Genomic DNA, 21,327 nt, shown 5'->3' on the forward strand with positions numbered 1-21,327 from the left:
CCAGACGCGTCGCGCAATCGCTGGGCGCGACACGGCTCCGTGTATGGTCCGCTCAACCCCGACTTACCAGGAAAGCGGAAATACCATGCACAAGGCAGGGAGCAGGTGGTTTGTGTCCGTCGTGCTCGGCGGACTGATGCTCGCGAGCACGGGCTGTGACGAGGAGGCCGTGGGTCCTCGCCCTCCCCTCGCCCCGGACTGCGGGACGCCGCCCGACGTCGCCTCGCCGGACTGGGTGCCCTGTCAGTTGAAGGCCATGACGCTCGAGGAGAAGGTGGGCCAGCTCTTCATGACGCACGCCTATGGCGAGAGCGCCACGGACACGGATCCCAAGATGCGGGAGGGCAACCGCAAGGATCACGGGCTGGACACGGCGGCGCAGCTCGTGGAGCGCTACCACCTGGGCGGCGTCATCTACTTCACCTGGGCCAACAACCTGAAGACGCCGGAGCAGATCGCCCGGCTGTCCAACGGGCTGCAGGAGGTGGCGCTCGGCCAGGAGCGGCCCGTGCCCCTGCTCATCGCCACGGATCAGGAGCACGGGGTGGTGGTGCGGGTGACCGAGCCGGCCACCCAGTTCCCCGGCAACATGGCCCTGGGCGCCACCCATGACGTGGAGACCGCGCGCCAGGCGGCGGTCATCACCGGGCGCGAGCTGCGCGCCCTGGGCATCAACCAGAACCTCGGCACGGTGGCGGACGTGAACAGCAACCCGCTCAACCCCGTCATCGGCGTGCGCTCCTTTGGCCTGGATCCCGCGCGGGTGGCGGCCTTCACCCAGGTGCAGGTGGGCGCCACGCAGGCCGAGGGCCTCGCGGCCACGGTGAAGCACTTCCCCGGCCATGGGGACACGGACGTGGACAGCCACTACGGCCTGCCCATCATCCGCCGCACCCGGGCCCAGTTCGACGCGGCCGACCTGCCGCCGTTCGTGGCCGCCATCGACGCGGGCGTGGACGCCATCATGTCCGCGCACATCGTGGTGCCCGAGCTGGAGCCCTCGGGCCTGCCCGCCACGCTCAGCCCCGCGCTCATGACGGACCTGCTGCGCGGCCAGCTCGGCTTCACGGGCGTGGTGATCAGCGACTCGCTGTCCATGCAGGGCGCCCGGCCCTACGGCGACGCGAGCGACGCGCGCGTCCCCGTGGAGGCGCTCAAGGCGGGCGTGGATCTGCTGCTCATGCCCCCGCGCATCGACGTGGCCTACAACGCCGTGCGCGACGCGGTGAACAGCGGCGAGGTCAGCCAGGCGCGGCTCGACGAGGCCGTGGGGCGCATCCTCACGCTCAAGCAGAAGCGCGGGGTGCTCGCCCAGCCCCGGGTGGACCTGGCCGGGCTCACGCGCGTGGGCGCCCCCGAGCACCTGGCCGTGGCCGATGCCCTCACCGAGCGCGGCATCACCCTGGTGAAGAACGAGGCGGGCGTCCTGCCGGTGAAGCCCGAGGTGCGCGAGGTGCTGGTGACGGGCTGGGGCGTCCCGGCGACGGACGCGCTGGCGGCGGCGCTGACCCAGCGCGGGCTGTCCGTGCGGACCCTGGAGACGGGCGCGAGCCCCACCCCGGAGAAGATCGAGCAGGCCCGGGCCGCGGCCGGACACGCGGACCTCACCGTGGTGCTGGTCCACCGGGCGTGGACGTCCGAGGCGCAGCCCGCGCTGGTCCGGGCGCTCCAGGGCACGGAGCGGCCGGTGGTGGTGGTCTCGGTGCGCGAGCCGTACGACCTGGCCTGGTTCCCCGAGGTGCCCACCTACGTGGCCACCTATGGCTTCCGCACGGTCTCCATGAAGGCCCTGGCGCGGGTGCTGATGGGCGAGGTGGACCCCTCGGGCCGCCTGCCCGTCACCCTGCCCCAGAAAGACCCGGCCGCGCCGGTGCTCTTCCCCGTGGGCCATGGCCACGCGTACGGCCCTTCACGCTTCTTCACGCCCGCGGCGAGCGCGCTCCGTTAGCGTTCGGCTCGCCATGACCACCGCCAAAGCCGCCGTCCAAGGCCTCCTCGGCCGTCTGTTCTTCCGCGACACCACGGTGACCCACGCCGAGGACGTGGGCCGCCGCTTCCGCAGGCTGGTGCTCTCGGGCCCGGCCCTGCGGGGCGTGGAGTGGACCCCGGGCGACAAGCTGCAGATCTTCCTGCCGGACGCGGGGACGCGGACCTATACGCCGCTGCGCTGGGACGCGAGCACGGGCGAGACCGAGCTGCTCGCGTACCTGCACGGCGACACCCCGGGCGCGCGATGGGCCCGGACGGTGCGCGCCGGGGCCGCGCTCCAGATCTTTGGACCTCGAAGCTCCCTGGTCGTCGGCGGTCCGTCCCCGGCGGTGATGTTCGGCGACGAGACGAGCCTGGCGCTGGCCCGGGCCAATGGCGAGCCCGGACGGACGGTGCTCGAGGTCTCCGAGCCCGAGGAGACCCAGGGGGCCCTCGACGCCCTGGGCCTGCGGGGCGTGCGGCTCGTCACCCGCCGGGCCGACGACGCCCACCGCGAGGAGCTGGTCGACGCGGTCGCCCAGGCCCTCCAGGCGCATCCCGGGGCGCCCCTCGTGCTCTCGGGCCGCGCGGCCGCCATCCAGGGCGTGCGCCAGGGACTCAAGGCCCGGGGCACGGCCGCCCCGGCGCTCAAGACCCGGGCCTACTGGGCGCCGGGCAAGGTGGGAATGGATTGACACGGGGCGCGCGGAACGCCAGGAGGGGGCGCGCATCGAAGGCGGTCGACAGCACCGCCTCCTGGAGACACCCATGGGATTCCTGACCCCGCACACCGCTCGCATCTACGCCCTGCTTCGCATCGTGACGGGCTTCATGTTCATGTTTCACGGCCTGCAGAAGGTCTTCGGCATGTTCGGCGGCACGCCTCCCGGGGCGCCGCCGTTCATCATCTACGGCGCGGGACTCATCGAGCTCGTGGGCGGCATCCTCGTGATGATCGGGCTGTTCGCCGGCCCGGCGGCCTTCATCTCGAGCGGCACCATGGCGTTCGCCTTCTTCATGGGACACGCCGTCCCCGGCGGCCACATCCTGCCCATCGTGAACAAGGGCGAGCTCGCCGCGCTCTACTGCTTCGTGTTCCTCTACATCGCCGCGCACGGCTCGGGCATCTGGAGCGTGGACGCCGCGCGCCGCGGCGCCAGGCCCTAGGCGCCCCCCGTGCTTACAGGTGGAAGTCCCCGGCCGCCTCGGGCTGGTAGAGGACTTCCATGATGCGCAGGTGGGCCTGGCGCTCGTGGGGCAGAGGCCAGTGGATGGCATCCCCGACCTTGAGGCCCAGCACCGCGAGCCCGACCGGCGCCAGGATGGAGATGCGCGACTGCTCCATGTCCGCCTCCTCCGGATAGACGAGCGTCGCCTCGCGGCGGCGGCCCGTCTCCATGTCCTCGAAGAGGATGCGCGAGCGCATGGTGACGACATCGGACGGCATCTGGTCCTGGGGCACCACCCGGGCGCGGTCCAGCTCCAGCTCCAACTGCTCGGCCGCCGCGGCCCGGGAGCCCTCGAGGTAGCGCTCCACGACCGTGCGCAGACGCGTCATGTCCTCGGCGGTGATGCGCAAGGCCGGAGCGGGGGTGGGGGTGGAGCGGGAATCCGTCACGGGGAGAGACGTCATGGCGAGCCTCGGAGCCCCTGGCGCCGCACGGCGGCCGGGAGCCCGTCAGGGGGTGGAAAGGTGAAGCGAGGGGGGAACCGCGGAAATGCGGTGCGCCGTCGACGGTGGGGGTCAGCCCAGGACCGTCGAGGCGCGGCTCCCAGGGCAAGCCGTCTTCCGGACACACCTTCCCTGAGCACCACGCCGGGGCGTTGAAGCGCTGAGGGTGAAGGTGACTCGGGACACGCTGCCTCCAGGGACCGCTGCGATGAGGTTAACCAACCCCACCTCGCTCCGCAATCCATGTCACGCCCACGACCCGAAGCGGTATAGGGGCCCCATGCTCGACTTCTCACGCGTCCGAAGCCCCCTGCTCTTCTTGCTGTTGATGCCCACCGCCGCGAGCGCCGCCACGCTCACGGTCGGCGCGGGAAAGACCTACGCCACCCCGAGCGCCGCCGCCGCCGCCGCGCGCGATGGGGACACCATCGAGATCTCCCCGGGCGTCTACCAGGACGAGGCCACCTGGAAGGCCCATGGCCTGACGATTCGCGGCGTGGGCGGGACGCGGGCCCAGCTCGACGCGACGGGGCGCACCCTCTCCAACCGCAAGGCCATCTGGGTCATCCAGGGCACGGGCACGACGGTGGAGAACATCGAGTTTTTCGGCGCCAAGGTCCCCGACCGCAACGGCGCGGGCATCCGGCAGGAGGGCGCGGGCCTCACGGTGCGCGGCTGCTATTTCCACGACAACCAGAACGGACTGCTCGCGGGCGACAAGGCCGACAGCGACATCCTCATCGAGTCCTCGTGGTTCGCGCGCAACGGCGACGGCGATGGCCAGTCGCACAACATGTACATCAACCGGGTGCGCAGCTTCACGCTGCGCTTCAGCTACTCGCACGGCGCGAAGGTCGGCCACCTGGTGAAGAGCCGCGCGTACAGCACGTCCATCCTCTACAACCGGCTCACGGGCGAGGAGGGCAATCCCAGCTACGAGATCGACGTGCCCAACGGCGGCCGGGTGGAGATCGTGGGCAACCAGATCCACCAGGGCACGGCGGCGGAGAACTCGACCCTGGTGTCGTTCGGCGCCGAGGGCACGAGCAACCCGGAGCAGTCACTGCTCGTGAGCCACAACACCTTCGTGAACGAGCGCTCGGCGGGAGGCACCTTCGTGCGCGTCGCCGGCTCGCCGACGGCGCGGATCGTCAACAACCTGTTCATCGGCCCGGGCACGGCCCTGAGCGGCACGGCGACGCAGCAGTCCAACCTCGTCATGGACAAGGCGAGCCTCGTCAACGCGGCGGGCTTCGACTACCACCTGAAGGCGGGCGCCCCCGCCATCAACGCGGGCACGGATCCGGGCACGGACGCCACGCCGCGCTTCCACTACGTGCACCCCCTGGGCAGTGAGCCGCGTCAGCGCGTGGACAGCGCGTGGGACGTGGGCGCGTTCGAGTTCGGCACGCCGCCCGCCCCGCCCACGTCTCCGGACGACGGGGGGACGCCTCCGGACGCCGGGACGCCTCCGGACGCGGGGACGCCCGGCACGCCCGAGACGCCCGCGACGCCCGGTGGAGAAGAAGGGACCCCCGAGGAGTCGCGCCGCGGCTGCACGACGTCGGGCGCCGCCACCTCGGCCCTGGCGCTCCTGGCGCTGCTCGCGCTGGCACGGCGCCGCGCCCGCTGACGTCGTCCGGTGACGAATGGCGCCGGGAGCGTTCACCGGCGAGCACTGAGGGCGGTCGGAAAAATGGACAGTCCGGGTCCGACCCCTTTGGGCACTAGGATCGCGGCGGAATGGACGGCCCTGGCGCCTGGACGATCGGACGACACACCTTCCGCTGGGAGGATCCCCACATCCTGTGGGTGACGCTCGTGGGAGACAACGACCTGGAGGAGGCGCGTCAGATGGCGAGCCTCTACCGGGCCCTGGGCGAGCGCGCGCCGTTCTACATCCTGGCGGACTCGAGCGCCGCGGGAGGGATGCAACAGGAGGCGCGACGCCACCTCAGCGAGCACCTGCGGTCCCAGTGGTTCCAGGGGGTCATCTTCTACAACACGCGGCTGTTGCACCGGGCCATGGCGCGGGGGTTGATCCTCGCGGGAGAGCTCTTCCATGCCTACCCCGGCGGCGTGAGCGTCATGCGCGGACGGCTGCACTTCGTCGACACCCAGGACGAGGCCCAGGCGCTGGTCGCGCGCTTGGGCACCCAGGAAGTGGACTCGCGTCCGTGAGACGACGGGCGCAAGATTCGACGTCGCCCCCCCTCAAAGGAGCATCTCGCGCGTATGACGATCCGCTTCCCAGTCTCGCCAGGAGTCCACATTGAAGAGAGTGATTCGCTCGCCTTGAGCACGGGTCGGCAACCCACGGCGGTTCCCGTCTTCGCGGTGGGCGCCCACGGTGGCATCACCGAGACCACGCGCCTCAATACCTTCTCGGAGTTCACCCGCGCCGTGGGGGACTTCGACCCCAAGCAGACGTTGCATGTCGCCCTCCGGAGCTACTTCGACAATGGGGGCGGGTATTGCTACCTCGTTCCCACCGCGCGCTGGACGACGGAGCTCCCCAAACTGGACGACGTCACCCTGCTGGTCGCCGCGGGCCAGGACGTCCGCGCCCAGGTCCTGGAACTCTGTGTGCCCGGCGCTCACCGGTTCGCCCTGCTGGATGGCCCCGAGGCGGAGCTCACGAAGGACAGCGCCGAGTCCCTTCCCTCGACGTCTCACGCCGCGGCCTACTTCCCCTGGCTGACCGCGGACTGGGCCGAGACCCCCATTCCGCCCAGCGCCACGGTGGCGGGGGTGTTCTGCCGGGTGGATCGCGAACGGGGCGTCTGGAAGGCCCCCGCCAACGTCGCATTGAACGGAGGCGTGCGGCCTGTTCACCGGATCTCGGATGAGCAGCAAGCCCAGTACACGGACGGCAAGGCCCTCAACATGATCCGGGAGTTCCCGGGCCAAGGCACTGTCGTCTGGGGCGCGAGAACCTTGGAGGCGGAGTCCACGGCGTGGCGCTACGTCCCCGTCCGCCGTCTGTTCGACTCCGTCGAGCGACATATCCAGGCGACCCTGAGCCCCGTGATCTTCGAGCCCAATTCGAGCGCGACCTGGGAGCGGGTTCGCGCGGCGATCGAGAACTACCTCTACACCCTCTGGAAGCAGGGCGCTCTGGTGGGCACTTCTCCCCAGGAGAGCTACTCCGTGCAGGTCGGTGAGGGCGTTACCATGACCCCGGACGACGTCTCGAAGGGCGTGTTGAGGGTCCGCGTCGCACTCGCGGCCGTCCGTCCCGCCGAATTCATCGTCCTGGAATTCACCCAGCAACTGGGAGGCTGACGCCCCCGGGGGAGAAGCGCCTCCGGACGCGGGAGCCGGTGTGTCATCGTCCGGGGATGCGATGCGTCTTCGTCTCCCTCGGCCTGCTGGTGATGAGCCTGTCCAGCCCGCCCGTCCTGGCCCTCCCGGAGGCGCGACGCGAGCTCGCCGAGCGCTACGTCCATCTGCCGGAGCTCATCCGCGACAGCCTGGTGCCTCCGCGATGGCTCCGTCAGGGGGACCGGCTGATCTTCTGGTCGGCGGTGGGAAAGGACAGCGGCACCTGGGTGCTGGTGCATGCCCGCACCGGCGCGATGAAACCCCTGCTGGCCAGCGCCGCGCTGCGCACCCAGCTCTCGCGCCTGATGGGCAAGCCGGTGCGCCTGCCCGCCCAGATGGGCTTCGCGCTCGCGCCGGATGAGCGGGGCATTGTCTTCGCCTTCGAGGGACGGACCTTCGCGCTGGGACTGTCCGACGGCCGGGTCACGGCCCTGGCGCCCACCGACCCGGCCACCTGGGCGCTGTCCCGCGAGCACCAGCGCGCCCCGATCGGAGGCGCCGTCGCGGTGCAACGGGAGGACGGCTTCGCGGTGCTGGGAAGTGACGGACGCCCGCGGGTCGAGCGCTCCGGAGAGGAGAATCACGGCTGGCGGCTCCCCGAGAAGGCCTGGTCTCCCGACGGGCGCTTCCTGGTGGTCACCCGGGACGATCTGCGCGGCGTCCACACGATTCCCCTCGTGGACTATTCGAGCGCGCTCGAGCGCGTGATTCCGGTGCCCTACGTCAAGGTCGGCACGCCCCTGGCGCGCACGGAGTTCCACGTGGTCGAGCCGTCGACGGGCCGGGTGACCCAGGTCCCCCCGGTCGAGGGCGAGACCCATGCCTGGTTCGCGGGGTGGCGCCCTCGGGGCGGCGAGGCGCTGTTCCTCCACCTGACCCGGGACGGCAAGCGCCTGGACCTGGTGGCGGTGGATCCCGTGTCCGGCGAAAGCCGACGGGTGCTGCGCGAGGAGCGGCCCGAGAGCTTCGTGGGGGGATTGGACTTCGCCCTGGAGGGCTGGTCCTGGCAGGTCACCCCACTGCCGGATGACTCGGGCTTCCTGTGGATGTCCGAGCGCGATGGATGGCGGCACGTCTACCTGTATGACGCCGCGGGCACGCTCGTGCGACAGGTCACCCGGGGCGACTTCCCGGTGCATCGGGTGGTGGGGATCGCGCCCCAGGGGGACGCGGTCTTCGTGCTGGCCTCCGCCGACAGCGGCGCGCCCTACGAGCACCTGCTCTACCGGGGCACGTTGAAGGGCGGTGCGTTGACGCGCATGTCCTCGGGCTCGGGCATGCACACCGTCACCTTCTCGCCCTCGGGCGCGTACTACGTCGACGCCTGGTCCTCGCGGACGCAGCCCCGGCTGCGGGAGGTGGTGGCCACGGAAGGTGGCGGCCGCGTGCGCCTCACCACGGCCGACGCGAGTGCCCTCCAGGCGCTGGGCTACACGCCGCCCGAGGCCCTCACCGTCCAGGCCGCCGATGGCGTCACCCCGCTGCACGGCGTGCTCTACACGCCGCGCGATTTCGACGCCGCCCGGCGCCACCCGGTCATCGTGTACGTCTACTCCGGACCGTTCACCACGATCGTGCCCTGGAGCTTCGTGGGCTCCTCCATGTCCCTGGAGGCGAACGCCCTGGCGCAGCGGGGCTTCATCGTCGTGATGATCGATCCCCGGGGGACTCCGGGCCGGAGCAAGGCGTTCCAGGACACGAACCATGGGCGGATTGGCCAGACCGAGATCCCCGATCAGGTCGCCGGGCTGAAACAGGCCGCCGCCACGCGCCCGTGGATGGACCTGGAGCGGGTCGGGATCCACGGCCACTCGTGGGGGGGCTACTTCGCTCTGCGCGGCATGCTGACGGCGCCAGAGGTCTTCAAGGCGGGCTACGCGGGAGCCCCCGGCGCCCTGGAAGAGGAGGCGATCATCAACGAGCCCTACCTCGGCCTGCCCCAGGACAATCCCGAGGGCTACCGGGCGGGGTCCAACCTCGCGCTGGCCGGCAACCTCCAGGGGACGCTCAAGCTGATGCACGGCACCCACGACGTGAATGCCTCCCTGTCCACGACCCTGCGCATGGCCGATGCGCTCATCCGCGCGGACAAGCACTTCGAGCTGCTCCTCATGCCCGGACAGCCGCACACCCCCGAGCCGCCCGCGGATCGCTACTACCGCGAGGACGTCCAGGGCTTCTTCCTGCGCACCCTGGGCGAGCCCCGGTAGGCGCTCACCTGTCCCCCGCGCGCAGGAGTCCTTGACGCCGGAGCTCCGATGCCACGAGCCGTGCGGTGAGCTGTATCGGTCTTCACAGGCGACGTGTGAAGCCGCGCACAGGCCGCGAACGGCCGGAATGACAGAACAGGGCTCACCGAACGCCACACGCCGTCGCGTTCGCACCCCAGGAGAGCCCTCATGTCGATTCCCCGTTATGGATTGCTCGTCGCCCAGGCCGTCGAGGGCAAGCCCGCCACCAACGCCTTCGCCCACTACCAGGTCATCGCGCGGGACCCCACGAGCGGCGAGCCGTACCAGATCGACATCAACGTCCGCTCCCAGGACGGCTCCGAGGTGCTCTACTCCATCAACGAGTCGTTCCAGAACGCCCTCACGGACGCGCTGAGCCGTGGGGCGCGGGATGGCATCAACGCGCTCGACAGCGTCCCCGGCTCGCTGTCCATCGACTACCTGCGCAGCGGGCTCTTCCCCGTTTCCGCCATGAAGCCCCTGGGCATGGAGACGCCCCCCAAGCAGGATCTGAATGATCTGATCGGCGGCTACATCCAGCGGGCCATCCAGACGCAAGGGGCGCGGCTGTACGCGTTCGGCCAGTACTTCGATGACGCCCAGCAGCCCGGACGCGCTCGCCGCTCGAGCAACGGGCCGTCCAAGGGCATCCACGACATCCACATGAACCAGGGCAACGCGGGCCGGTGGGAGCGGGACAACGGGACGTACCAGGACGGTGGGTTGCTGATCAGCTACCCCGGCCAGGGATGGGTGGCCATCTTCCTCGCCTTCCAGGTGCAGTCCTTCCAGACGAACGATGCCAACGGAGACCCCACCGGCCCGTCCTGGGCGCAGCTCCACGGCGGCGAGGTGTACGAGGAGCCGGGCACCTCCGAGGCCGCCTGAGCCGGCGGTCCGAGAAAGCCCGTCCGCCCTGGCGCCTTAGGAGAGCGCCCGCGCGCGCAGCAAGGCCACCGCGCCCGCCATGTCCTCGGGCAGCGGGGACTCCAGCACCCGGGGCTCCACCCCCGGCAGGGCCGGCCACTCCAGCCGCGCCGCGTGCAGGGGCGTGCGCGCCAGCACCTCGCCCTCCCCCACTCCGCCCAGTTCCCGCGCCGTCCACGCCGTGTCCCGCCCGTACTGATGGTCCACCAGTAACGGGTGGCCGATGGACAAGAGGTGCACGCGGATTTGATGGGTGCGGCCCGTGAGCGGCTCGGCCTCTACCAGCGTCGCCGCCGCGAAGCCCTCCACGGGCTTGAAGCGCGTCACCGAGGGCTTGCCCTCCTCGCCCGGCCGCGCCACCCGCATGCGGCCCTTGCGCCCGGCCGCCAGCGCCGCGTCCACCTCGCGCGGCGCCTCCAGCCGGCCCTCCACCAGCGCCCGGTAGCGCTTGTGCACCTGGCCCGCCTCGAAGGCCATGGACAGCGTGCGGTGCACCGCGGGCGTCAGGGCGAACACCACCACCCCCGACGTGTCCCGATCCAACCGGTGCACCACGAACACCTTGCGCTGGAGCTGCGCCTCCAGCACCTCGCGCAAGGAGGGCGCGGCGTCCTCGGCGCGCCCGGGGATGACGAGCATCCCCGCGGGCTTGTCCACCGCGAGCAGCCCCGCGCCCTCGAACAGGACGCGGAGGCCCGGCGTGTCGCTCACTCGTAGTCCGAGGCCGGCACCACCGACACCGACCCCAGCCCCTTGAGCTGCTTCTTCACCACGGACGCCTTGCCCAGGAGCACGATGAGCGGCGCCTGGGGGAAGAGGTACTTGGCCGCCATCTCCTGCGTCTGCCGGGGCTTCACGGCGAACAGCCGCTCGCGGAACTTCTGCACCCAGTCGTCCCCGAGCGCGTGCACCCGGATGTCGGCGATGACGGACGCCACCGACTCGTTCGTCTCCGTGCGCAAGGGGTAGAGCCCCGCCATGTAGCGCTGCGCCTTCTTGAGCTCCGCGGCGGTGATGCCGCTCTCGCGCACCTTGCCCACCTCGGCGAGCGACACGTCGAGCATCTCGCGCGTGCGCTCCGTCTGGGTGAAGGTGGAGATGGCGAAGACACCGCCCACGTCCAGCATCTCGAAGTAGCTGCTGATGCCGTAGGTGAGGCCGCGCTCCACGCGCACCTCGTTCACCAGCCGCGAGGTGAAGCCGCCACCCAGCACGTTGTTCATCGCCGCGGACGGGAAGTAGTCCGCGTGGCCCATGCGGAAGCCCGGGCCGCCCAGGCGCACCTGGGTCTGCGTCTGATCCGGCTTGTCCACCAGGAGGATGCGCCCCGAGGCCATCTTGCCCGTCGCCGGCACGGGCTCGGGCCTCTCCGGGCCGCCCGTCCACCCACCGAAGGCCTTCTCCGCCGCCTCGGCCACCACGCCCGGCGCCACCGCGCCCACCACCGACAGGAGCGCCACCTTGGGCCCCAGCCGCTCGCGGTGGAAGCGCACCAGGTCCTCGCGCGTGAAGGTGCGCACGTGCGCCGCGCTGCCCGACACGTCGTGCCCGTAGGGGTGCTTGCCCCAGAGCGCCCGCGTGAAGGCCCGGTCCGCGATGGACGAGGGGTCATCCAAGTCGTTGGCGAAGCTCGCCAGGGTCCGCTCGCGCGCCAGCTCCACCTCGCGCTCGGGGAAGGACGGCTCGCGCACCATCTCGCCCAGCAGCCCCAGCATCGCCGGGAAGTGCTCGGCGGGGGACGTCACGTAGAAGGACAGCGAGTCCTCGTTGCTGCCCACCGCGAAGCTCGCGCCCACGAACTCGATGGCCTCGTCGAGCTCGTCCGCGCTCAGGCGGGCCGTGCCCCGGCGCATCAGCCGCGCGGTGAAGTCCGCGAGGCCGTGCTTGTCCGCCGGGTCCATGGCGCTGCCCACGCGCAGCACCAGCCGCGCGGCCACGAGCGGCAGGGGGCCCCGCTGGGCCGCCAGCACCTGGAGCCCGCTGGACGTGGTGGTCTCGTGCAGCGCGGGCAGCATCACGCTCCCCGGGGCCGGAGCCGGGGCAGGCGTCGGCGCGGGGGCCGGGGGCTTCGTCACCGGACGCTTGGCGGCCATCACGCCACCTCCTTCGCGTCCACGGCCTCGGCCCCGTCGGCCTCGGGGGCCGCGGGCAGCAGCGTCACCACCGAGCGGCCCTCGGGCGCGAGGTACTTGCGCGCCACCTCCCGCACCTGCTCGTTGGTGGCCGCGGCGTACACGGACGGCAGGCTCAGGCCGTCGCGCCACGAGCCGAGCAGCGCCTCGTAGTGGCCCATGGCGTGGGCCCGGCCGCTGTTGGTGGCCAGCTCCCGCAGGTGATCCGAGCGCAGGTTGTTCTTGGCCTTCTGCAGCTCGCGCTCGGTGAGGCCGTCCTTCACCAGCCGCTCCAGCTCGGCGTAGAGCGCCTGCTCCACCTCGCGGGGGTTGGAGTCCGGCTTGAGCTCCAGGAAGAAGAGGATGATGCCCGGGTCCAGGCGCCAGCCCCAGTCCACGCCCACGGAGACGGCGAGCTGGGTGTCGTAGACGAGCTTCTTGACCAGGCGGCTGCCCTCGCCCCGGGTGAGCGCGTACTGGAGGATGTCCAGGAGGAAGGTGTCCTGCTCGCGCGCGGCGGGGCCGCGGTAGGCGATCATCAGCGCGGGGGACTGGGCCGGGTGGCGCACCTCGGCGCGGCGCTCGCCCCGCTGGTCCGGCTCGGCGTTGAGCACGGGCGCGGGCGTGGGGCCCCGGGGGATGTCCCCGTAGTACTTGCGCACGAGCGCCAGGGTCTTCTTCGGATCGATGTCCCCGACGATGTAGAGCACCGCGTTGTTGGGGGCGTAGTAGGTGCGGAAGTACTGCTCGCAGTCCTGGCGGGTGATGTTCTCGATGTCCTTCATCCACCCGATGACGGGCCAGCGGTAGGCGTGCGCCTTCCACACGAGCGTGCCCAACTCCTCGTCCATGATGCCGGTGATGTCGTTGTCCACCCGGACGCGGCGCTCCTCCATCACCACCTGGCGCTCGCTGGTGAGGGCGGTGTCGTTGATGCGCAAGGAGCGCATGCGGTCCGACTCCAGGTCGAGCACCGTCTCCAGCGCGTCCGAGGCGAAGTCCTCGTAGTACACCGTCATGTCCGTGGACGTGTACGCGTTGGAGCGGCCCCCGTTGGACTCGAGCACCTGGTCGAACTTCTTCGGGCCGTACTTCTTGGCGCCGTTGAACATCATGTGCTCGAACAGGTGGCTGATGCCGGTGATGCCGGGGCGCTCGTTGCGGCTGCCCACCTGGAAGAAGGTGTAGAGGCTCACCACCGGGGTCTGCGGGTTGGCCAGCAGGCGCACCCGCAGGCCGTTGGGCAGGGTGGCTTCCTGGACGTCGAAGAGGGACTGGAGGATGGGGTCCGCCACGCGGGGGGCGGGTTTCGCTTGAGCCTTCGCCATGGGCGCCACCCTATAACGGCCGCCGGGGGGCCGGGCATGGGATTCACGGCGCGACTGTCAGGCATACTTCCCTTCCCCAGCCCCCGCCGGAGGAAGCGTGACGCAGCCGCACACCCCGTGGTCGCCCGAGCACCTGCGCAATCCCCACCCCTTCTACGCCGCCTTGCGCGAGCGCGCCCCGGTGCTGCCCCTGCCCGGCTTCGAGGGCGTGCTGGCCGTCACGCGCCATGAGGACATCGCGCCCGCGCTCAAGAACCCCACCCTCTTCTCCTCGCGGCGCGTGGCCCCGGGCCTCAACCTGCCCCCCGAGGTGGGCGAGCAGGCCCGGCGCTTCTTTCGCACCGAGAACAACCTCATCGCCTCGGATCCGCCCCACCACACGCGCCTGCGCACCCTGGTGGCCAAGGCCTTCACGCCCCGGCTGGTGGCGGAGATGGAGCCGCGCATCCGCGCCCTCGCCCGCGAGCTGCTCGAGCCCCTGCTCCAGCAGGAGACGTTCGACGTGATGGAGGGCCTGGCCGTGCCCCTGCCCGTCATCGTCATCAGCGAGATGCTCGGCGTGGAGCCCGAGCGCCGCCAGGACTTCAAGCGCTGGTCGGACCACGTGGTGCAGATGGTGGCCCTGTCCCAGAAGCGGTTGGATCCCCGCCCCATCCTCCAGGGCCTCACCGAGCTGCACGCCTACCTGGGCGAGGTCATCGAGCGGCGGCGGCGCGAGCCCCGGGACGACCTGCTCAGCGCGCTCGTGCGGGCCGCCGACGGCTTCCTGGAGGTGGAGGACCTGGTCTCCTTCGCGCGGCTCTTGCTCGTGGCGGGCAACGAGACCACGACGAACCTCCTGGGCAACGCCCTGGTGTCGCTCCTGCGCCATCCCGAGCAGTGGGAGCGGCTGCGGGCCACGCCGGGCCTCGTGCCCGCCACGATCGAGGAGACGCTGCGCTACGAGGGCCCCGTCCAGGCGCTCATGCGCATGGCCACCCAGGACACGCGGATCGCCGGCCACCCCGTGGCCGAGGGCACGCGGTTGTTCCTGCTGATCGCGGCGGCCAACCGGGATCCCCGCCGCTTCGTGGAGCCGGAGCGCTTCGACATCACCCGCCAGGATCCGGGCCAGCTGGCCTTCGGGCACGGGGTGCACTTCTGCCTGGGCGCGCCCCTGGCGCGGCTGGAGGCCCGGGTGGTCCTGGAGGAGCTGCTGCCCCGGGTGGGCCGGCTCGCGTTCGCCCCCGGCCAGGAGGAGGCGATCGACTGGGGCGAGTCCTTCCTCTTGCGCGGCCCCCGGCGGTTGCGGCTCGTGGCCGAGCGGCGCTGACGGCTCAGCCCGGCCGGGTGCCCCGCACGAGCTTGCGCCACGCCTCGTCCAGGAAGATGGGCTCGGCCCGGGCCACCTCCAGCAATTCCTCGCGCGCGTCCTCGCCGCCCTGGAGCAGCCACTCCTCGATCGCCGCGCGCGCCTCCTCGCGCCGGCCCTGGAGGAAGGCGAGGTAGGCGCGCTCCACCTGGACCCGGAACACCCCGGGCTCCCGGGCGAGCGAGGCCTCCAGGAGTGTCCCGGCCCGCGCGAGCCAGGTCACCACGTCCTCGCGCGCCCCGTGCCGCCAGCGGCGCTTGCCCTCCTCGAGCGACACCCGGCCGGCGTGGTGCAGCGCCTGGGCCGCCAGCCGCAGCAGGAAGGGCTCGGCCGCGTCGCCGAAGCGGCGCACCACCTCGTCGTAGCGCGCGCAGGCCGCCTCGGCCCGCCCCTGCCGTCCCAAGAGCCCCCCCAGGGTCATCAGCGCGAGCGCCACCTCGCCTTGAGGGCCGGACTCGGTCTCGTCGCCATGGCGCCGGACGACCTCCTCCAGGAGCGCCTGGCCCTCCACGACACAGTCCTCCTCCAGGAGCAGCTCGCCCAGCTCGCGCATGGCCAGGGCCCGCCGGGCCGCGCAGGTGTCGTCCTCGAGCAGCTGGAGCGCCTGCTCGAAGTGCCACCGCGCCCGCTCGCCCTGGCGCAGCTGGCCATACAGGCGCGCCAGGTCATGGTGGGTCTGGGCCAGCAGTCCCGGCGGGGCGGCCTCCGGGCGGGCGGCGTAGCGGCGCACCAGCTCCGCGTGGTGGGTACACGCCCGCTCGCGCTGGCCGAGCCGCTCGCACAGCGCGCCCAGCTCGCTCAGGGCCTCGAACACCAGCAGCCGCAGGCCGGGGTCCTCCGGGTCGCCATGCCGCCGCACCAGCTCGCCCAGACACTCCACCGCCGCCTCCGTGCGCCCCGACATCACGAACACCTGGGCGAGGTTGCGGTGGGCCTGGAGCGCCTGGGAGCGCAGCCAGGCATTGGGCGCCTGGCCATAGCGCAGCATCATCTCCTTGAAGCACACCTCGGCCTTGTCGAAGCGCTGGAGCAGGCAGAGCATCCAGCCCACCTGGTGATGGGCCGCGGGCACCATCCAGTTGAGCGACAGCTCGCGCTGCCACCCGAAGCGCCGCACCAGCTCCGCGTAGTGCGCCAGCGCGTCCTCCCGCCGGCCCTGCGCGTCGGCCAGGTCCCCCAGGGCCATGAGCGCCTTGGGCACCTGCAAGTCCCACGGGTCCACGCTCGCGGCCGTGCGCCGCACCAGCTCCTCGTAGCAGCCGCGCAGCTCCTCCAGCCGCCCCTGGTCGCCGCGCAGCTCGGCCATGCGGCCCAGGGCCTCCACCGCCAGCGCGGCGTCTCCCCGGGGCTGGAGCACGTCCGCCCGGCGGATGGCCTCGTGCCAGTCCTCCAGCGCCTCCTCCAGGCGACCCTGCAGCCGCAGGAGCCGGCCCCGCTGGACGAGCGCCTCCGCGATCACCCAGCCCAGGGGCGCCTCACGCACCTCGCCGAAGCGCCGCAGCACCTCCTCCAGGCACCAGCGCGCCTCCTCGTAACAGAACACGCCCTCCAGGCCCGAGGCCGTCACCCGGAAGACGTCGATCATCCGCGCGCGCGCCGCGGCGTCCGCCACCGCGTCGAGCGCGCGCACCGCCGCCTCGTACTCCCGCTGGGCCTCGGCGAAGCGCTCCTGGCCACGCAAGAGCGCCCAGATGCGCAGCCGCGCCCCGGCCACCTCCTCGCGCAGGGCGACCTCGGGGGCCTCGGCGAAGCGGCCCACCACCTGCTCGAAACAGGACCGGGCCTCCTCGGGGCGCAGCAAGTCCCAGTACGAGCGGCCCAGGCGCATGAGGCTCCGGGCCACCACGTCCCGCGCGTCCGTCTGGGACGGCGCGGTCTGGCGGTGCACCAGCGCGTCCACGAACTCCCGGGCCCGGTCGGGCTGGCCGTGGTCCGCCCACAGGTCGCCCTGCTCGGCCAGGGCGGCGATGACCTTGCGCGCCAGGACGGGCTCGGGCGCCTGGCCGAAGCGCCGCACGGTGTCCTGGAGGAAGGCGCGCGCCTCGTCGAGGCGATCCTCGGCGCGGCACACGGCGTACAGGCCGAAGAGCGCCTCGGCCACCTGGACGCGCAGGGGGAGCTCGGGGGCCTCGCCATAGCGGCGCAGCACCTCCTCGTGGTGGCTCCGGGCGGAGCGCCCATCCCCGAGCCGCGCGTGCTCCAGGCCCAGGGCATTGAGCGCGCGGGCGGCCTGCTCCCGGCGCGCCACGTCCCCCGCGTCCGCGTGCTGGCGCACCACGTCCTCCCAGGCGCGCAGCGCCGCGTCGGTTCGTCCCTCCTCCCGCCCCATGTCCCGGAGCGTGACGCGACCGGCCATCCCGGACAAGCGCCCTCCGGGGCGAGCGGCCGCCGGGGGCCACCAGCCAACGGAGGGCGCCCCGCGCGCCGCCTGGAAGCGTTCACCAGGCGACGGGGGCGGCGCTCAGGGGCAGTCGGACTCGCGCGCGCCGATGTCCGGACCCTTGCCGCAGTAGGCCTCGCCCGTGGAGACCCCCGTGTCGAGCGCGGGCGAGACGGACGTGAGCCAGAAGTCCACCGCCAGGGGCGTCACGAACGCCGGGGGCTTCTCCAGCGCGCGCGCGTCCCACCCCGTCGCCGAGCGCCAGGCACTCAGCCCCATGAAGCTGTTGTGGTTGCGCAACACCGCCGCGCCCTTGAGCGAGGTGTAGAGGTTGCCCTCGAAGGACATGTTCTGGCGGCTCGTGCCCGCGCGCACCAGCGCCGACGTGCAGGCGCCGAGGATGTTGTTGCGCACCTGCACGTCCTTGCTCGGCCCCGACTCGCCGTTGCCCACGATGAGGCCGTAGTTGGGCATGTTCCACACGGTGTTGTGCAGCACCTTCACGTCGGTGGCGGTGTCCACGCGGATGCCCGAGCCGTCGTTGCCGTCCGCGCCGTAGCCGTTGAAGACGCGGTTGCGCCGCAGGACGACGCGGGCGGGCGGCGCGCCCACGCGCACGCCGCCAATCTGGATGCCCCGCCCGTTGTCGCGCACCTCGTTGTCCTCCAGCGTGACGTCGCTCGCGGACAGGTGCACCACCACGCCCTCCCCCGCCGACGAGGACGTGCGGCGGTGGCCCCAGATGCGGTTGCCCCGGAGCGTCACCCGCGTGCACGTCTTGATGTCCACGCCGTTCTCCTGGTTCTCGTGCAAGTCGTTGTCCTCCACGAGCAGGTTGTCGAAGGGCGTGCCCGCCTCGGTGGCCCCGCCCTCGGCGCTCAGGCACTGCACCCCATCCCCCGAGTTGTGGTGGATGTCGTTGGCCCGGACGATGACGTTGCGCGCGTTGGTCTGCACGCAGACGCCGTGGCTGTCCGCCCCCGAGCGGCGGAAGTGGCTGATGCTGTTGCCCTCGATGAGCACGTCCTGGGCCTGCTGCGCCACGTAGACGCCCGCGCCCTCGGTGCCGTTCTTGAGCGTGCACGCGCGCAGGATGCCGTGGTGCGCCCCGGCGCCCCGCCAGAACGCCACGAAGGCCTTGTCCCCGGCCGCGTCGAAGGTGAGGCCCTCGATGCGCCAGTACGCCCCGCGCACGTCCAGCATCGGCGTGCGGCTGCCGGTGCCGCCCTTGAACACGGGCGTGGCGCCCGGCGCGGCCTTGAGCGTGAGGTAGCGGCTGGACGAGCCGCCCTTCTCGTCGAGCCGCAGCCGCTCGGAGTAGGTGCCCGACTTGAGATAGATGGCCTCGCCCGGCTTCACCAGGGACAGGGCCTTGGCCACGGTCTTGAACGGCTTGGACTCACTGCCCTCGGCGGTGTCCTGGCCCGAGGCCGACACCCAGAGGATCCGCGAGAACGTCGGCGTCGTCGCGGTGGCGACCATGGACTGCTCCGGGGCGAGCATCCGCTCGTCGGCGCCCGCGAGGGCGACGGAGCCCACGGCGAGAACACCCACGAGGGCCAGGGACGAGACGGCCTTCAGCGAACGGCGGTTGCGCATCCACACTCCTTGTTTGAGTTCAGTTCCCGAGGGGGACCGGGAAGCCGGGCGCCGGACAGATGGCCGGCCCTGGCCATTCCGTCGTCGCCCCGCCCGCGCCGCCCGGCCGTTCGTCCACGGACCGAGCGAGGCGTCTGAAATCAATGACTTGGAGGTGCAACCAGGAGCGAGCGGGCGGGAGTGCGTCCCCCCGAGGGCTCGCCCCCGTCATCCCGAGGGCTTCCGGAGCCGGTTCGCTGGGAGTGCGGGACGTCCTCCTCACAGGCTGACGTAATAGATGTCCTTGCCGCTGCCCGGCGCGATGCGGTCACGGCGGGCGTTCACGTGGATGCGATCGTTTCCGGGGCCGTCGATCAGGAGGTTCTTCCCTCCCCGCCCCTTCAGGATGTCGTTGCCCTTGCCGCCCACGAGCGTGTCGTTGCCCTTGCCGCCCACGAGCGTGTCGTTGCCCTTGCCGCCGTCGAGGGTGAGGCCCCGGGTGACCTTCGCGCTCACCGTCACCTTGTCATGGCCATCGCCGGCCTGGATGATCGCCTTGCGCGCCTGACGCGCCGAGAGCGTGACGGTGTGGCCATCGGACTTCACCCGCAGCCCCCCGTCCCGGGTCTGGGTGACGGTGGCGACGTTGTTGCCCTTGCCCAGCTTCACCACGGTGGAGCCGTTGGAGGTGGTGTGCACGGTGGGGGCCGGCGGACGGGCCTTGGCCGACTCGAAGCTGTCCCGGTGGTGGGCGGCCCGCGTCTTGTTCTCGGGCGCGGGCGTGCCCTTCGCCAGCGGCTTCAGCGGCGCCTTCGCGGACGCCGCGCCCGGGGTGGTCAGGTTCATGGGCCGGGGCATGGAGCAGGTCTTCTGGATCGTCATGGAGAATGCCTTCTGGGGAAGTCCGCGGTCGTCGCGACCGCGGTGCGCCGTGGCGCCTGGTTTGAATGGGTTATCGAAAATGTCTGCAAAGGGTTGTCGGCGGACGTTGCCAAACCCAGACGCCAGACTGGAGAGCAGCCAACCCCTCCCGGGAAAACACGTCCCGTCAGCGCGTCGTGCTCGCCTGCCGCGGGAGCGGGCCCTGGTGTGCGATTTGGGCGACGAACACCCACCATGTCACGGTGCCCTTCCACTCAAACGGGAGGACTCCCCATGGATGGCGTTGGAGGTTCAGGACGAGGTGAAGGCGCGGGTCGTGCGAGTGACAGCGCGGCCCGCGCGGAGGCCGCCGCGAAAGCCGCGGAGAAGGCAGCGGAGAAGGCCGCCGCCAAGAAGGCCGAGGAGGACAAGAAGGCCGCCCAGCAGTCCCCCTCCTTGAGGGATCGCCTCGGTCACCTCGCGGATGCCTTCATGGACGCGCTGCCCACCGCTCAACGGGAGCGGGCCCTGCAGGCCACCCGCGAAGCGCCGCCGGGCTCCGTCGGGGCCGCCATCAACGTCCCCCTGGCCGCGGTGACCCACGGCGTGGGCGTGGGCGGCTGGTGCGCGGGCAAGGTGGGCGACTTCTACGAGAGTGAGCGCTCGTTGCTCAACAGCCCCGCGACCCGGCAGAACGTGGACACGTTCGCGCGCCGGGAGACGGACTTCTTCCAATCCCAGACGGGGTGCGCGGGCCTGGTGGGCTCCGCCATGAGCGCCCAGACGCGGGCGGACATCCTCAATCACAGCGCGGCCGTGAACGAGCGGCTGGGTGATTCGTTGCGCCAGGCCGTGAACCTCGCCACGGATCCCCTGGGTCCTTACTCGAACGTGACCCGGGACCGGTAGCGCGCGCCCGCCCCCACGGGGGTTCTGTTGGGTGTGACACGTGCGGCGCTTTTCGTCGGCCCTCCCGGGTCGCGCGGGACGCGCGCCGCACTAGTCATCCCGTGCATGAACCTTCGTCTCGTCGCGCTCGTGGGGGCGCTCGCCGTGGGGCCGGGCTGTGCCCCGGACATCCAACCGTTCCTGGGCACCTATGACGCCTCCGGACAGATCACCCTCTCCCTGTTCGACTCGCGCGCGTCCCAGTCCCGCGAGGAGACCCTGCGCATCACCGAGGGGCTCAGCGCCGACATCGCCATCTCCGATGGCGAGGGGTGCGCCCTTCCCGCCAAGGTCCAGGACACGGTGGCGACCCTCGTGCCCCGGACCACCTGTCGCAAGACCGTGACGAGCCCGGAGGGCGAGACCGTGACGGCGGACTTCGTCGTGACCCGCGGCACCGCGACCCTGCTGGGCGGCATCATCACCCTGGAGTACGAGGGGACCGTGCGCGCCACCTACCAGGGCGTGCCCTACTCCGCCCGGTTCTCCAGCACGCTGAACCTCGTCCGGGCCACCCCCTAGGTGAGCCCTCGCCCGCCCGCCGACCCTCCGAGGGCACCGCCAGCGCGCCGTGCCCTCGCCCTCCCATACGGAGAATAGGAGCCCCGCGCGCGGCATTTTCCTAGGCCTGCCGGAATCCGGGGCGTC

General features: G+C 71.7%; 18 protein-coding genes. 11 read left to right on the forward strand and 7 right to left on the reverse strand.

Features of this window, described 5'->3' with window-relative positions:
- The first annotated feature begins 112 nt into the window (after positions 1 to 112).
- From I3V78_RS23500 to I3V78_RS23510, 3 genes are all read left to right on the forward strand, one after another.
- Positions 113 to 1,948: a glycoside hydrolase family 3 protein gene (locus I3V78_RS23500; protein WP_338023726.1), complete on the forward strand. Its 1,836-nt coding sequence runs from the start codon at positions 113 to 115 to the stop codon at positions 1,946 to 1,948.
- A 13-nt stretch (positions 1,949 to 1,961) separates the two neighbouring features.
- Entirely contained in the window at positions 1,962 to 2,663 is a 702-nt protein-coding gene (locus I3V78_RS23505; RefSeq protein WP_204490684.1) for a siderophore-interacting protein, read from the forward strand.
- A 73-nt stretch (positions 2,664 to 2,736) separates the two neighbouring features.
- Positions 2,737 to 3,135 (forward strand): DoxX family protein, encoded by a 399-nt coding sequence (locus I3V78_RS23510; protein WP_204490685.1) that lies wholly within the window; start codon positions 2,737 to 2,739, stop codon positions 3,133 to 3,135.
- A gap of 13 nt (positions 3,136 to 3,148) precedes the next feature.
- On the opposite strand, the gene rnk is transcribed toward I3V78_RS23510, so the two are convergent.
- Entirely contained in the window at positions 3,149 to 3,601 is a 453-nt protein-coding gene (gene rnk, locus I3V78_RS23515; RefSeq protein WP_204490686.1) for a nucleoside diphosphate kinase regulator, read from the reverse strand.
- Positions 3,602 to 3,920: 319 nt separating this feature from the next.
- Here rnk and I3V78_RS23520 point away from each other — a divergent pair, with 319 nt between their 5' ends.
- The 5 genes from I3V78_RS23520 to I3V78_RS23540 all read left to right on the forward strand — a co-directional run bounded on the left by I3V78_RS23520 (position 3,921) and on the right by I3V78_RS23540 (position 10,083).
- Positions 3,921 to 5,273 carry a right-handed parallel beta-helix repeat-containing protein gene (locus tag I3V78_RS23520; protein WP_204490687.1) on the forward strand — a complete coding sequence of 451 codons (1,353 nt, stop codon included), beginning with the start codon at positions 3,921 to 3,923 and terminating at the stop codon, positions 5,271 to 5,273.
- A 110-nt stretch (positions 5,274 to 5,383) separates the two neighbouring features.
- Positions 5,384 to 5,821: a hypothetical protein gene (locus I3V78_RS23525; protein WP_204490688.1), complete on the forward strand. Its 438-nt coding sequence runs from the start codon at positions 5,384 to 5,386 to the stop codon at positions 5,819 to 5,821.
- A gap of 114 nt (positions 5,822 to 5,935) precedes the next feature.
- Positions 5,936 to 6,925, forward strand: a complete 990-nt coding sequence (locus I3V78_RS23530; RefSeq protein WP_204490689.1) for a phage tail sheath family protein — start codon at positions 5,936 to 5,938, stop codon at positions 6,923 to 6,925.
- A 56-nt stretch (positions 6,926 to 6,981) separates the two neighbouring features.
- Positions 6,982 to 9,174 (forward strand): S9 family peptidase, encoded by a 2,193-nt coding sequence (locus I3V78_RS23535; protein WP_204490690.1) that lies wholly within the window; start codon positions 6,982 to 6,984, stop codon positions 9,172 to 9,174.
- A 189-nt stretch (positions 9,175 to 9,363) separates the two neighbouring features.
- Complete coding sequence (locus tag I3V78_RS23540) at positions 9,364 to 10,083, forward strand: YukJ family protein (protein ID WP_204490691.1); 720 nt, start codon at positions 9,364 to 9,366, stop codon at positions 10,081 to 10,083.
- A 36-nt stretch (positions 10,084 to 10,119) separates the two neighbouring features.
- On the opposite strand, the gene I3V78_RS23545 is transcribed toward I3V78_RS23540, so the two are convergent.
- Genes I3V78_RS23545 through I3V78_RS23555 form a run of 3 tightly spaced genes read right to left on the reverse strand, consistent with a single transcriptional unit; the run spans position 10,120 to position 13,561 of the window.
- Positions 10,120 to 10,833 (reverse strand): pseudouridine synthase, encoded by a 714-nt coding sequence (locus I3V78_RS23545; RefSeq protein WP_204490692.1) that lies wholly within the window; start codon positions 10,831 to 10,833, stop codon positions 10,120 to 10,122.
- Complete coding sequence (locus I3V78_RS23550) at positions 10,830 to 12,215, reverse strand: M16 family metallopeptidase (RefSeq protein WP_204490693.1); 1,386 nt, start codon at positions 12,213 to 12,215, stop codon at positions 10,830 to 10,832. The genes I3V78_RS23545 and I3V78_RS23550 overlap by 4 nt, the downstream gene beginning before the upstream one ends.
- A complete protein-coding gene (locus tag I3V78_RS23555; protein ID WP_204490694.1) occupies positions 12,215 to 13,561 on the reverse strand; it encodes a M16 family metallopeptidase in 1,347 nt (448 codons plus the stop codon). Before I3V78_RS23555 ends, I3V78_RS23550 begins: the two co-directional genes overlap by 1 nt.
- A 97-nt stretch (positions 13,562 to 13,658) precedes the next feature.
- On the opposite strand from I3V78_RS23555, the gene I3V78_RS23560 reads away from it, so the two are divergent.
- On the forward strand, positions 13,659 to 14,873 hold the full coding sequence (locus tag I3V78_RS23560) for a cytochrome P450 (RefSeq protein ID WP_204490695.1): 1,215 nt from the start codon (positions 13,659 to 13,661) through the stop codon (positions 14,871 to 14,873).
- A 4-nt stretch (positions 14,874 to 14,877) separates the two neighbouring features.
- Here I3V78_RS23560 and I3V78_RS23565 read toward each other — a convergent pair whose 3' ends face one another.
- The 3 genes from I3V78_RS23565 to I3V78_RS23575 form a co-directional block, all read right to left on the reverse strand.
- Positions 14,878 to 17,268, reverse strand: coding sequence for a tetratricopeptide repeat protein (locus tag I3V78_RS23565; RefSeq protein WP_204490696.1), 2,391 nt, complete (start codon positions 17,266 to 17,268; stop codon positions 14,878 to 14,880).
- Positions 17,269 to 17,373: 105 nt separating this feature from the next.
- Positions 17,374 to 18,891, reverse strand: coding sequence for a right-handed parallel beta-helix repeat-containing protein (locus I3V78_RS23570; protein WP_204490697.1), 1,518 nt, complete (start codon positions 18,889 to 18,891; stop codon positions 17,374 to 17,376).
- Positions 18,892 to 19,149: 258 nt separating this feature from the next.
- Complete coding sequence (locus tag I3V78_RS23575) at positions 19,150 to 19,752, reverse strand: calcium-binding protein (protein WP_204490698.1); 603 nt, start codon at positions 19,750 to 19,752, stop codon at positions 19,150 to 19,152.
- 273 nt (positions 19,753 to 20,025) lie between these two features.
- On the opposite strand from I3V78_RS23575, the gene I3V78_RS23580 reads away from it, so the two are divergent.
- Positions 20,026 to 20,640, forward strand: a complete 615-nt coding sequence (locus I3V78_RS23580) for a hypothetical protein (protein WP_204490699.1) — start codon at positions 20,026 to 20,028, stop codon at positions 20,638 to 20,640.
- Between the two features lie 105 nt (positions 20,641 to 20,745).
- Positions 20,746 to 21,201 carry a hypothetical protein gene (locus I3V78_RS23585; RefSeq protein WP_204490700.1) on the forward strand — a complete coding sequence of 152 codons (456 nt, stop codon included), beginning with the start codon at positions 20,746 to 20,748 and terminating at the stop codon, positions 21,199 to 21,201.
- Positions 21,202 to 21,327: the final 126 nt, after the last annotated feature.

It is taken from the genome of Archangium primigenium (assembly GCF_016904885.1).
GTDB classification, from domain to species: Bacteria; Myxococcota; Myxococcia; order Myxococcales; family Myxococcaceae; genus Cystobacter; species Cystobacter primigenius.